Origin of the sequence: Citrobacter sp. S46_ASV_140, from assembly GCF_018919545.1 — a bacterium.
Lineage (GTDB): Bacteria > Pseudomonadota > Gammaproteobacteria > Enterobacterales > Enterobacteriaceae > Citrobacter > Citrobacter braakii.
Genome location: NZ_JAHLRC010000053.1, coordinates 1 through 13,152, shown reverse-complemented (window position 1 = coordinate 13,152; position 13,152 = coordinate 1). Strand labels below are relative to the sequence as shown.

11 protein-coding genes, 1 tRNA gene and 1 other RNA gene are annotated in these 13,152 nt (G+C 52.1%); 12 read left to right on the top strand and 1 reads right to left on the bottom strand.

All coding sequences use genetic code 11. The annotated features are described in order from the left end of the window. Nucleotides 1-63: 63 nt before the first annotated feature. From KQJ19_RS14395 to KQJ19_RS14340, 12 genes are all read left to right on the top strand, one after another. Nucleotides 64-765, top strand: coding sequence for an autotransporter outer membrane beta-barrel domain-containing protein (locus KQJ19_RS14395; protein ID WP_103766981.1), 702 nt, complete (start codon nucleotides 64-66; stop codon nucleotides 763-765). 251 nt (nucleotides 766-1,016) lie between these two features. Continuing rightward, a complete protein-coding gene (locus KQJ19_RS14390; protein ID WP_016154906.1) occupies nucleotides 1,017-2,219 on the top strand; it encodes an MFS transporter in 1,203 nt (400 codons plus the stop codon). 210 nt (nucleotides 2,220-2,429) lie between these two features. Then, nucleotides 2,430-4,124, top strand: a complete 1,695-nt coding sequence (gene eptB / locus KQJ19_RS14385) for a kdo(2)-lipid A phosphoethanolamine 7''-transferase (protein WP_016157716.1) — start codon at nucleotides 2,430-2,432, stop codon at nucleotides 4,122-4,124. Nucleotides 4,125-4,215: 91 nt separating this feature from the next. Then, nucleotides 4,216-4,292: transfer RNA gene (locus KQJ19_RS14380), tRNA-Pro, on the top strand. Between the two features lie 33 nt (nucleotides 4,293-4,325). Next, nucleotides 4,326-4,458, top strand: a non-coding RNA gene (locus tag KQJ19_RS14375) — RtT sRNA. 419 nt (nucleotides 4,459-4,877) lie between these two features. Further along, nucleotides 4,878-5,114 carry a hypothetical protein gene (locus KQJ19_RS14370; RefSeq protein ID WP_137398959.1) on the top strand — a complete coding sequence of 79 codons (237 nt, stop codon included), beginning with the start codon at nucleotides 4,878-4,880 and terminating at the stop codon, nucleotides 5,112-5,114. Further along, nucleotides 5,029-6,636: a dipeptide ABC transporter periplasmic-binding protein DppA gene (dppA, locus tag KQJ19_RS14365; protein ID WP_016154904.1), complete on the top strand. Its 1,608-nt coding sequence runs from the start codon at nucleotides 5,029-5,031 to the stop codon at nucleotides 6,634-6,636. Before KQJ19_RS14370 ends, dppA begins: the two co-directional genes overlap by 86 nt. Before the next feature lie 161 nt (nucleotides 6,637-6,797). Beyond that, on the top strand, nucleotides 6,798-7,817 hold the full coding sequence (dppB, locus tag KQJ19_RS14360) for a dipeptide ABC transporter permease DppB (RefSeq protein WP_016154903.1): 1,020 nt from the start codon (nucleotides 6,798-6,800) through the stop codon (nucleotides 7,815-7,817). 9 nt (nucleotides 7,818-7,826) lie between these two features. Further along, nucleotides 7,827-8,729, top strand: a complete 903-nt coding sequence (gene dppC, locus KQJ19_RS14355; protein WP_016154902.1) for a dipeptide ABC transporter permease DppC — start codon at nucleotides 7,827-7,829, stop codon at nucleotides 8,727-8,729. 10 nt (nucleotides 8,730-8,739) lie between these two features. Then, nucleotides 8,740-9,723: a dipeptide ABC transporter ATP-binding protein gene (gene dppD, locus KQJ19_RS14350; protein ID WP_016154901.1), complete on the top strand. Its 984-nt coding sequence runs from the start codon at nucleotides 8,740-8,742 to the stop codon at nucleotides 9,721-9,723. Beyond that, the gene (gene dppF / locus KQJ19_RS14345; RefSeq protein ID WP_003827418.1) at nucleotides 9,720-10,724 is read left to right on the top strand and encodes a dipeptide ABC transporter ATP-binding subunit DppF; all 1,005 of its coding nucleotides are present in this window, start codon (nucleotides 9,720-9,722) and stop codon (nucleotides 10,722-10,724) included. The genes dppD and dppF overlap by 4 nt, the downstream gene beginning before the upstream one ends. Nucleotides 10,725-10,900: 176 nt before the next feature. Then, nucleotides 10,901-12,103: a sigma 54-interacting transcriptional regulator gene (locus KQJ19_RS14340; RefSeq protein WP_216403793.1), complete on the top strand. Its 1,203-nt coding sequence runs from the start codon at nucleotides 10,901-10,903 to the stop codon at nucleotides 12,101-12,103. 33 nt (nucleotides 12,104-12,136) lie between these two features. On the opposite strand, the gene KQJ19_RS14335 is transcribed toward KQJ19_RS14340, so the two are convergent. Then, a partial coding sequence (locus tag KQJ19_RS14335; RefSeq protein WP_216403792.1) for a transporter occupies nucleotides 12,137-13,152 on the bottom strand: 1,016 nt, incomplete at its 5' end.

The window sequence follows — 13,152 nt, the reverse complement described above, 5'->3', positions numbered from 1 at the left end:
CCGATATCCTTCACACAATGACAATAATATCGCCGAATTCGGCTCTTTTCTGGAGTCGCGTTGATGATTATAAGAAACAGTAGTGGTCGCCAAAGGTTAACTCTGGCGAGCGTCGTAGTTTGTGCGCTGTTCATCAATACAGCATATGGCTGGCAACAAGAATATATCGTTGATGCGATGTCAGGGCATACGGCTGAACGTTATACATGGGACAGCGATCACCAACCACGTTATAACGACATTCTGGAAGAACGTATTCGCTCAACTCAAAGCGTGGCGGGTCCCGTGGTGAATCTGGCGGATGAAACGCCTATGGATGCGACCAGCGGCATGAGTATGGGCTGGAACTTTCCGCTTTCAAGGCAGGTGATGACCGGTCCGGTGGCCGCGCTGCATTATGACGGTTCGACCACGTCTACTTACAACGAATTTGGCGATAGCGTGACGTCGGTAACGCAGAACGATCCGCTGTGGCATGCCAGCGTCAGCACGTTAGGCTGGCGAGTCAATTCTCAGTTCGGTGATGTGCGACCGTGGGCGCAAATCAGCTATAACCAGCAGTTTGGCGAGAATATCTGGAAAGCGCAGTCGGGCCTCAGTCGCATGACGGCGGCGGGTCAAGACGGTAACTGGCTGGATGTTACCGTTGGCGCAGATATGCTGTTGAACAGGCACATGGCGGCTTACGCGGCGCTTTCGCAGGCGGAAAATAGCGCCAATAACAGCGACTATATGTACACCATGGGAGTGAGTGCCAAATTTTAACGCAAAAAATCATCAGCTAAACATCTCCGTTACATATTGAGAACAGCAATCACACGCCCCTCAGCGATAGCGTGTACTAACTCTTACGATAAAATTCAGTAACCCGACTTTTTGTCTCGTCATTCATTCCGCATTCCAGGCATTTCATTCCGTCCTGGTGGCATTTCATGCCGTTTTCTCCTGGCCATAAAAGCGCTTCGGTATGGTTGTTGGCAGAGAATTTCCCATTTTGCTTATGCAGGAAGACTGCCATGAAAACTTCTGATTATCAGCGCACACGCTGGCTAACACTGATCGGCACGATTATTACCCAATTTGCTTTAGGTTCTGTTTATACCTGGAGCCTGTTTAATGGCGCGCTCTCTTCTAAGCTCGATGCGCCGGTAAGTCAGGTGGCATTTTCCTTTGGCCTGCTGAGCCTCGGGCTGGCGATTTCCTCTTCCGTTGCCGGCAAGCTGCAGGAACGTTTTGGCGTGAAACGCGTCACCATGGCCTCCGGTATTTTACTCGGCGTCGGTTTCTTCTTAACCGCCCATTCCAACAGTCTGATTATGCTGTGGCTGAGCGCCGGTGTGCTGGTTGGTCTGGCGGATGGTGCAGGTTACCTGTTAACGCTTTCCAACTGCGTAAAATGGTTCCCTGAGCGTAAAGGGCTGATTTCCGCCTTTGCCATCGGTTCTTATGGCCTTGGCAGCCTCGGTTTTAAATTTATCGACAGCCAACTGCTGAGCACCGTGGGCCTGGAAAAAACCTTCATGATTTGGGGCGCGATCGTACTGGTGATGATCGTCTTTGGCTCCACGCTGATGAAAGATGCGCCGAATCAGGAAGTGAAAGCGAAGAATGGCGTGGTTGAGAACGACTACACCCTGGCGCAGTCCATGCGCAAACCGCAGTACTGGATGCTGGCAGTCATGTTCCTGACGGCGTGTATGAGCGGTCTGTACGTCATTGGCGTGGCGAAAGATATCGCACAAAGCCTGGCGCATATGGATGTGGCGACGGCGGCGAATGCGGTTACCGTCATTTCTATCGCGAACCTGTCGGGTCGTCTGGTGCTGGGGATTCTGTCCGATAAAATCTCCCGTATTCGCGTGATCACCATTGGTCAGGTCGTTTCGCTGGTCGGTATGGCTGCACTGTTGTTCGCGCCGCTGAATGACGTAACCTTCTTTATGGCAATTGCCTGTGTCGCGTTTAACTTTGGCGGCACCATCACCGTATTCCCGTCACTGGTCAGCGAGTTCTTCGGTCTGAATAACCTGGCTAAAAACTACGGTGTTATTTACCTGGGCTTCGGTATCGGTAGCATTTGCGGTTCCATTATCGCCTCGCTGTTTGGCGGGTTCTATGTGACCTTCTGCGTTATCTTTGCGCTGTTAATCATTTCGCTGGCGCTTTCTACCACTATTCGTCAGCCACAACGTAGCGTCTATACCGAGGCGCACGCCTAAATCTATTAGTAGTATGATTAATACCTGGCGCATATATTTACAAAAATTTATGCGCCATTTTCATTCTCTATAAGCACTTTTGCTCCCTCCTGTGGTCTACTTACCCGCGCCCGTAGACATTTCACCTCTGCTGTTGTCGCATTTTTCCTCTGTCAGGTCTGATTGATCGCTGCTCAGGGTTTTTTATCCCGATTTCCAGGGTTTGTTTGCATGAGATACATTAAGTCGATGACGCAGCAGAAACTCAGTTTCTTGCTGGCAATCTATATCGGTTTGTTTATGAACTGTGCTGTATTTTTCCGTCGCTTTAGCGGATATGCGCACGATTTTACCGTCTGGAAAGGACTCTCCGCGGTTGTTGAATTGGCCGGCACTGTGCTGGTGACCTTCTTTTTACTACGCCTTCTCTCTTTGTTTGGCCGCCGCGCCTGGCGTGTCCTGGCAACCTGTTTGGTGCTGTGTTCTGCCGGCGCCAGTTATTATATGACCTTCCTGAACGTGGTAATTGGTTACGGTATTATCGCCTCCGTAATGACCACGGATATTGATTTATCGAAAGAAGTCGTCGGCTGGCATTTCATCGTGTGGCTGGTTTCGGTCAGTATTATTCCCTTGGTGCTGATTTGGAGTAACCGCTGCCGCTACACGTTGATGAGACAAATTCGTACGCCGGGCATGAGGTGGCGTAGCGTAGCGGTAGTTTTACTGGCCGGCCTGATGGTATGGGCGCCGATTCGCCTGCTGAGCATGCAACAGAGAAGCGTAGAGCGAGAAACAGGTATCGATTTACCCAGCTATGGCGGGGTTGTGGCAAACTCTTACTTGCCGTCAAACTGGCTCTCTGCGCTGGGTCTGTACGCCTGGGCACAGGTGGATGAATCCTCAGACAACAAATCGCTGATGAACCCGGCGAAGAAATTTACCTATGTTGAGCCTAAGAACCTCGACGACACCTATGTGGTCTTTATTATCGGCGAAACCACCCGCTGGGACCATATGGGGATTTTTGGCTATGAGCGAAATACCACGCCAAGGCTCGCCCAGGAGAAAAACTTGGCCGCGTTCCGTGGATATTCCTGTGACACGGCGACCAAACTTTCGCTGCGCTGTATGTTTGTGCGTGAAGGTGGGGCGGAAGAAAACCCGCAGCGTACCCTGAAAGAACAAAACGTCTTTTCCGTGCTCGGTCAGTTAGGGTTCAAGACAGACCTCTACGCGATGCAAAGCGAGATGTGGTTCTACAGCAATACCATGGCGGAGAACATCGCTTACCGAGAGCAGATTGGCGCAGAGCCGCGTAACCGTGGCAAGAACGTTGACGATATGCTGTTGATTACCGAAATGCAGCAGTCTCTGCAACCGACGGATGATGATGGCAAACGTCTGATTATTTTGCATACCAAAGGTTCGCATTTTAACTACACGCAGCGCTACACCCGCGAATATGCGCAGTGGAAGCCGGAGTGTGTCAATGTGGATAGCGGTTGCTCGAAAGCCGAGATGATTAACTCTTTTGATAACTCGGTAACCTATGTTGATCACTTTATTACCAAAGTGTTTGATCAACTGCGGGATAAGAAAGCGATAGTGTTCTACGCCGCCGATCACGGTGAGTCGATTAACGAGCGTGAGCACCTGCACGGTACGCCGCGTAAAATGGCTCCGCCAGAGCAGTTCCGCGTTCCAATGCTGGTGTGGATGTCAGACAAATATCTGGAAGATCCAGACCATGCGAAGGCGTTTGCACACCTGAAGCAAGAAGCTGATATGAAGGTGCCGCGTCGTCATGTGGAACTGTACGACACTATTTTGGGTTGCCTCGGTTATACCTCGCCAAATGGCGGTATTAACGAGAATAACAACTGGTGCCGTATCCCGGACGCGAAGAAGGTTACGGCTCAGTAATTGGGCTGCTGACTTTCTCGCCGATCAAATGGCATTTTGATACTAAGGGATTGACGGGGGCGCGGCTGAGCAGTAAGATGCGCCCCGCATTCGGTGATTGGCGCAGCCTGGTAGCGCACTTCGTTCGGGACGAAGGGGTCGGAGGTTCGAATCCTCTATCACCGACCAAATTCAAAACCCTGCTCAACGAGCAGGGTTTTTTGCATTTGAAACCCACGAGGATGAGAACCTCCGGGGGAAGAGGTTCGACTCGAGCGCAGCGAGAGAACGTTGCGTTAGCAACGGCCCGTAGGGCGAGCCACGTCAGTGGCGAGTAATCCTCTATCACCGACCAAAATTGACCTTCCTTTTATCTGCAAAAATTGTGCACCACTTCCCACTGACTGTTAACGATTCTGTGACATATTCCATTGCCTTTTTTTATATTTGCTTGAAACTTTTTTTGCGCTACTTATGGCTGAACCTGGCATTTTCCGCTGTGCGCTTTAGCGTTCATGGCATTAATCGCTCAGATATGCAGCATTAATTTAGAAAGTTTTAATAATTTGCATAAATGTTAATCACCAAATGTTGCGAAATATTAAGATGTTTATTCTGGCATAGTGCGCGTAGCACAAATTTCCCTGCTGAAAATGTCCTTCTGCACTTTTTTTAATCTTTGTTTGCGAATTCTCACCGTTGGTGTAAATCACGGTTACCTGTATTGACGTTTTCACATTCTGTTGACAGATTGTAGGGCATGAGGGGCATTTCATGGAGAATCCGCACTGCAACTCAGTCGCTTATGTGAACGGAATCCCTATCCTCTTAACGCCGACCCGGCCGGGTAAAAAACAAAAAAGGCCAGGCGGTGCAAACCCACTGCAAAGGGTAAAACAACAAACATCACATTTGGAGCAGAAGAATGAGTATTTCCTTGAAGAAGTCAGGGATGCTGAAGCTTGGTCTGAGCCTGGTGGCTATGACCTGCGCCGCAAGCGTACAGGCTAAAACTCTGGTTTATTGTTCAGAAGGATCTCCTGAAGGCTTTAACCCACAGCTTTTCACCTCTGGCACGACCTATGATGCCAGCTCCGTACCGATCTATAACCGCCTGGTCGAGTTCAAAACCGGTACAACTGAAGTGATCCCGGGCCTTGCTGAGAAGTGGGAAATCAGCGAAGACGGTAAAACCTATACCTTCCACCTGCGCCAGGGCGTGAAGTGGCAGGACAACAAAGATTTCAAACCGACGCGCGATTTAAACGCCGATGACGTGGTGTTCTCTTTCGATCGTCAGAAAAATGCCCAGAACCCTTACCACAAAGTCTCTGGCGGTAGCTATGAATACTTCGAAGGGATGGGTCTGCCAGATCTGATCTCCGAAGTGAAAAAAGTGGACGATAAAACCGTTCAGTTCGTGCTGACTCGCCCGGAAGCGCCTTTCCTGGCTGATCTGGCGATGGACTTCGCTTCTATTCTTTCCAAAGAATATGCAGACAACATGCTGAAAGCCGGTTCCCCGGAGAAAGTGGATCTGAACCCAATTGGGACCGGTCCGTTCCAGCTGCAGCAGTACCAGAAAGACTCCCGTATTCTGTATAAAGCATTCGAAGGTTACTGGGGCACCAAGCCACAGATTGACCGTCTGGTCTTCTCGATTACGCCTGACGCTTCCGTGCGTTACGCCAAACTGCAGAAGAACGAGTGCCAGGTGATGCCGTACCCGAACCCGGCAGATATCGCGCGCATGAAGCAGGATAAAAACATTAACCTGATGGAGCAGGCCGGTCTGAACGTTGGCTACCTTTCTTTCAATACCGAGAAGAAACCGTTTGATGACGTGAAAGTCCGTCAGGCGCTGACCTACGCGGTGAACAAAGAAGCCATCATTAAAGCGGTATATCAGGGCGCTGGCGTTGCCGCGAAAAACCTGATCCCACCGACCATGTGGGGCTATAACGACGACGTTAAAGACTACACCTACGATCCTGAAAAGGCTAAAGCGCTGCTGAAGGAAGCGGGTCAGGATAAAGGCTTCACCGTTGAGCTGTGGGCCATGCCGGTACAGCGTCCTTACAACCCGAACGCCCGCCGTATGGCGGAAATGGTTCAGGCTGACTGGGCGAAAATTGGCGTTCAGGCCAAGATTGTGACCTACGAGTGGGGTGAATATCTGAAACGCGCCAAAGCGGGTGAGCATCAGGCGGTGATGATGGGTTGGACCGGTGACAATGGGGATCCGGACAACTTCTTCGCCACCCTGTTCAGCTGTGCGGCAGCGAAAGACGGTTCCAACTACTCTCGCTGGTGCTACAAGCCGTTTGAAGATCTGATCCAGCCGGCGCGTGCGACCGACGATCACAACAAACGTATTGAACTGTACAAGCAAGCTCAGGTTGTTATGCACGATCAGGCCCCGGCTCTGATTGTTGCTCACTCCACCGTGTATGAACCAGTGCGTAAAGAAGTGAAAGGCTATGTGGTTGATCCATTAGGCAAACATCACTTCGAAAACGTCTCTGTCGAATAATTAAAAGCAAGCCAGGCAGTGCTACGGACCGTTAAGTCGGGTCACCGTAGCGCCACCTGACAGTAATGCTTTATCTCCCTCTCGCTGGAGGGGGAGATAAGATTTGTGAGCAATACAGATTCACGGTTCCAGGCCGTGCGTCATTAGAGAGAATCCGGGTTATGTTGCAGTTCATTCTCCGACGTTTGGGACTCGTCATCCCCACGTTTATCGGTATCACTCTTCTCACCTTTGCTTTCGTTCATATGATCCCCGGCGATCCGGTAATGATCATGGCGGGTGAGCGTGGAATTTCCCCTGAGCGTCATGCTCAACTGTTGGCTGAACTCGGGCTGGATAAACCGATGTGGCAGCAGTACCTCCATTACATCTGGGGGGTTATGCATGGTGATTTAGGTATCTCACTGAAAAGCCGATTACCGGTGTGGGAAGAGTTCGTTCCTCGCTTTAAAGCAACGCTGGAACTCGGCGTCTGCGCGATGATTTTCGCCGTTGCGGTGGGTATTCCGGTGGGGGTACTTGCTGCCGTTAAGCGCGGCTCCATTTTCGACCACACTGCCGTTGGCCTGGCGCTGACCGGTTACTCCATGCCGATTTTCTGGTGGGGCATGATGCTGATCATGCTGGTTTCCGTGCAGTGGAACCTGACGCCGGTTTCCGGTCGGGTGAGCGACATGGTGTTCCTTGATGATTCCAATCCCCTGACCGGTTTTATGCTGATTGACACCGCCATTTGGGGTGAAGAGGGCAACTTTATCGATGCGCTGGCGCATATGATCCTGCCGGCAATGGTGCTTGGCACCATCCCTCTGGCGGTAATTGTGCGTATGACTCGTTCATCGATGCTGGAAGTACTGGGTGAAGATTACATTCGTACCGCACGCGCCAAAGGCCTGACCCGTATGCGCGTCATCATCATTCACGCTCTGCGTAACGCGATGCTGCCCGTTGTGACCGTTATCGGCCTGCAGGTCGGTACGTTATTGGCTGGGGCGATCCTGACCGAGACTATTTTCTCGTGGCCGGGACTGGGACGCTGGTTGATCGATGCGCTACAACGCCGTGATTATCCAGTGGTACAGGGCGGGGTGCTGCTGGTCGCGACGATGATTATCCTCGTCAACCTGCTGGTAGACCTGCTGTACGGCGTGGTGAACCCGCGTATTCGGCATAGGAAGTAAGGGGCCATCATGTCACAGGTTACTGAAAATAAAGTTATTGCTGCACCGGTGCCCATGACCCCGCTGCAGGAGTTCTGGCACTATTTTAAACGCAACAAAGGTGCGGTTGTTGGGCTGGTGTACGTTGTCGTGATGATCCTGATTGCGGTCTTTGCCAACGTCCTCGCGCCGTACAACCCGGCAGAGCAGTTCCGCGATACGCTGCTGGCTCCTCCTGCGTGGCAGGAAGGCGGTACCATGGCGCATCTGTTTGGTACTGATGATGTGGGCCGCGATGTGCTGTCCCGCCTGATGTACGGTGCGCGTCTGTCTCTGTTGGTCGGCTGTCTGGTGGTGGTGCTCTCCCTGCTGATGGGCGTGATTCTCGGGCTGATTGCCGGTTACTTTGGCGGGATTGTCGATAACGTCATCATGCGTGTGGTCGACATCATGCTGGCACTGCCGAGCCTGTTACTGGCGCTGGTGCTGGTGGCGGTATTTGGGCCCTCGATTGGCAACGCCGCGCTGGCGCTGACGTTCGTGGCATTGCCGCACTATGTGCGTCTGACGCGCGCCGCCGTCCTGGTGGAGGTTAACCGCGACTACGTTACCGCATCTCGCGTGGCCGGAGCCGGTGCGATGCGCCAGATGTTCGTCAATATTCTTCCTAACTGTCTTGCGCCGCTGATTGTTCAGGCGTCGCTTGGCTTCTCTAACGCCATTCTCGATATGGCTGCCCTCGGCTTCCTGGGGATGGGCGCACAGCCGCCTACGCCGGAATGGGGCACCATGCTCTCTGACGTGTTGCAATTTGCCCAAAGCGCCTGGTGGGTCGTGACCTTCCCGGGGCTGGCAATCCTGCTGACGGTGCTGGCATTTAACCTGATGGGTGACGGTCTGCGTGACGCGCTCGATCCCAAACTGAAGCAGTAAGAGGTTCGAGATGGCGTTATTAAATGTAGATAAATTATCGGTGCACTTCGGCGATGTGGGGTCCGAATTCCGTGCCGTAGACCGCATTAGTTACAGCGTGAACCAGGGTGAAGTGGTTGGCATTGTAGGGGAATCCGGTTCTGGTAAGTCCGTCAGCTCGCTGGCGATCATGGGACTGATTGACTACCCAGGTCGCGTTATGGCCGAAAATCTGGAGTTTAATGGTCGTGACCTGAAGCGCATCTCTGAGAAAGAGCGTCGCCAGTTAGTGGGCGCGGAAGTGGCGATGATCTTCCAGGACCCGATGACCAGCCTTAACCCGTGCTACACCGTCGGCTACCAGATTATGGAAGCCATTAAGGTGCACCAGGGCGGCAACAAAAAAACGCGTATTCAGCGGGCGATTGACCTGCTGACGCTGGTGGGGATCCCCGATCCGGCCTCGCGTCTGGATGTCTATCCGCACCAGTTGTCTGGTGGGATGAGCCAGCGCGTGATGATCGCGATGGCGATTGCCTGTCGTCCAAAGCTGTTGATTGCCGACGAACCGACAACGGCGCTGGATGTGACCATTCAGGCGCAGATCATCGAGCTACTGCTGGAATTGCAGCAAAAAGAGAACATGGCGCTGGTCTTAATCACGCACGACCTGGCGCTGGTGGCCGAAGCGGCGCACAAGATCATTGTGATGTACGCCGGGCAGGTAGTGGAAGCCGGGGCCGCGCAGGATATTTTCCGCGCGCCGCGTCATCCGTATACCCAGGCGTTGCTGCGCGCGTTGCCGGAGTTCGCACAGGATAAAGCGCGTCTGGCTTCGTTGCCGGGCGTGGTGCCAGGTAAATATGACCGCCCGACCGGTTGTTTACTGAACCCGCGCTGCCCCTATGCGACTGACAAATGCCGCGCTGAAGAACCTGAACTGAACCTGCTGGAAGGCGGTCGTCAGTCGAAATGCCACTACCCACTTGATGATGCCGGGAGGCCTGGGCTATGAGTACGCAAAAGGCCGCTTTGCCACAGCCGCTGTTGCAGGCAATTGACCTGAAAAAACACTACCCGGTGAAGAAGGGGATGTTCGCCCCGGAACGCCTGGTGAAAGCGCTGGACGGCGTCTCCTTTACCCTGGAACGCGGCAAAACGCTGGCGGTGGTAGGCGAGTCGGGCTGTGGGAAATCCACCCTTGGTCGCCTGCTGACGATGATTGAAGTCCCGACCGGCGGCGAGCTGTATTACCAGGGGCAGGATCTGCTTAAGCACGACCCGCAGGCGCAGAAGCTGCGCCGGCAGAAAATCCAGATTGTGTTCCAGAACCCTTACGGTTCCCTGAACCCGCGCAAGAAAGTAGGGCAGATTCTGGAAGAGCCGCTGCTGATCAACTCCACGCTAAGCAAAGAGGAGCGTCGTGAAAAAGCGCTGGCGATGATGGCGAAAGTGGGGCTGAAAACCGAGCACTACGACCGCTATCCGCACATGTTCTCCGGCGGTCAGCGTCAGCGTATTGCCATCGCTCGCGGGCTGATGCTTGATCCAGACGTGGTGATCGCCGACGAACCTGTCTCGGCGCTGGACGTTTCTGTTCGTGCGCAGGTGCTGAACCTGATGATGGACTTGCAGCAGGAACTGGGGCTGTCATACGTCTTTATCTCGCATGACCTGTCGGTGGTAGAGCACATTGCCGATGAGGTGATGGTGATGTATTTAGGCCGCTGCGTGGAAAAAGGAACGAAGGATCAGATCTTCAATAATCCGCGTCATCCGTATACGCAGGCTCTGCTCTCCGCGACGCCACGCCTGAACCCGGACGATCGCCGCGAGCGTATCAAGCTGACCGGTGAGCTGCCAAGCCCGCTGAATCCACCGCCGGGCTGTGCGTTCAATGCCCGCTGCCGTCGGCGTTTTGGTCCGTGTACCCAGCTTCAGCCGCAGCTGAAGGATTACGGTGGACAACTCGTGGCCTGTTTCGCTGTTGACCAGGATGAAAATCCACAGCAATAAACGTGGGTTATGACCTGATAACCGGAGCCTTGTGCTCCGGTTTTTTTATATTTTGTTTTTACGTCCACAATGTGAGTCCTCTGGCAGAACATTATTCCACAGCGTCTAAAATGTAGTCAGATTTCCTCTCGTCACAGAAATATCTATTTCGCAGTTGCTAACTGTCAGGAGCAAATGTGGTCACGATACGCTGGGATATTAAAACAATTGATCGTCTGTCGATGGTTGAGGATGTCCTGAAAGAATTTTCCTGCTGCGATATCAATATCATCTCCATGAAAGTCACGCCTGGACGGATCCTGATTAAATCCTGGTGCCGGCAGTTACAGGATATTTCCTGCGTGCAATCCTGTTTAGGCCGGCGCGCCGATATTATTAACGTCGCTTACCTGTGTGAAGAGATAAGCGAACTGTCAACGCCTGAGCCGGAACGCCCGCGCTATTTCTCTGACATTATTTGTAGCAGCCAGAGCATGCACTCGCTTATCGAAAAGGCGATAAAAATTGCCGACAGCAAATATACCGTTTTGATCCGCGGCGATACGGGTACTGGCAAAGAACTGCTGGCCCGGGCTATCCATAATTCCGGGCAGCGACGTTTTTATCCGTTTATTCCGGTCAACTGCTCTGCGCTACCTGAGTCGTTGATGGAGAGTGAATTCTTTGGCTATGAGAAAGGAGCTTTTAGCGGTGCAGATTGTAAAGGCAAAAAAGGGCTGTTTGAAATGGCCGATAAAGGCACCCTTTTTCTCGATGAATTTGGTGAAATGTCGCTGAGCTTACAGGCTAAATTACTGCGCGTACTTCAGGATGGCGGGATCCGTCGCGTTGGCGGGGCGCAAATTATTCCGGTCAATGTGCGCATTATTGTGGCAACTAACGCCAATCTGGAAGAGATGGTGGAACAACGTCTGCTGCGCGCCGATCTCTATTACCGCATCAATGTACTTTCACTGACCATTCCGCCCCTGCGGGAGCGCCCGCAGGATATCAGCCTATTGATTCGCCACTTTGTGCAGAAATATGCGAAGGAATTCCAGCGACGGATCATTCTGGATAAAGCCTGCTTTGATGCCCTGCATCATCACACCTGGCCGGGAAACGTTCGTGAACTGGAAAATACCATCATTCGCCTGATGCTGATGGCGGAATCTGATGTCATTACGCGGGAAGAATTAGGGATGGTGAATTTGCCTGCTTTTGAGCTGACGCCGACAGAGCGTCCTTTTAAAGAACAGGTTTTGTGTGCTGAACGCCAGCTTATTGAACAGATGGTGGAAGAGAATGTGTCGTCGCGGCATATCGCTAAAGCGCTGGGGGTGTCACATACCACGGTACTGAATAAAATTCGCAGCTATCAACTGGAGAGCGTGAGTTAAGCGCCGTCAGTGACTGACGGCGCTGTAAACGGATTAGTCAATCAGCTTCAATAATGGCGACAGGCACAGCAGGATCCCGTACAACAGGATTAGCCAGGTTTTCAGCCCGCGTAGTTTTTCCAGCTGCGTTACTTTATAGATCAGGAAAAACGGAATAATACACGACACAATCCCGTAAAGTGGGCTACCCAACTGGAAGAACACCAGTACCGATACACGAAATGACACCCAGATCACCAGGGTGATAACAATAAAGGTGCAAATACCCAGCGTAAGCACCAGGGGATTAATTTTCTCCACATCAATAATACGGCTCAGAACATTAAGGATAATACCCTTAATCGCCTCGTGGAACCCCAGATAAATACCAAAGAATGCGGTTAATACGGCGAAGATATTTAGCACCGTTGAGGTGATATGAATAATTTGCCCAGGAATGACTTGCGCTGCCAGCGCCAGTGCGGAAATATTTTGTTCGAAGGCTGAAACGGCCTCTTCATGACTAATAGAAAAGGTAAAAGAGAATGAGAAAAACAGAATGACCGCAATCAGCGTAATGTAACTGATGCGATGCGTGCGTATTGCCATGCGGGTGGCCAGAACCCGGTCCGCTACCCGCTTGCGGTAGGCGATGTTCATTGGGTTCAACACCTGAATAAACACCGCCGAGAAGAAGCAGAACGGGATGGTCAGCAGCACGTCGCGAAAGAAGACCGATGCTTCAGGGAATGCGCTGATATTAGAGAAGTTCCAGTGCGGAACCATCGCAAAACCAAACACGATGATGATCCCCACTTTAACTACCACCATCGGGCCGGAGATTTTAAACAGCAGCTTTTCTCCCCCGGAAGCAATGGCCACCAGCACGGCAAAAATGGCCACTTTATAGATTATCGATTGTGAAAGATCGGCATCGGTTAAGCCGAAGGTTTTGATATATGAGGCACTGTCAAAAACCACGGATAAGGAATAGATAAATATGCCGTGAATAATCATCAAAAAATAGATGACGCCAAGAAATACACCCCAGTTTTTTCCCAGGTAATGAC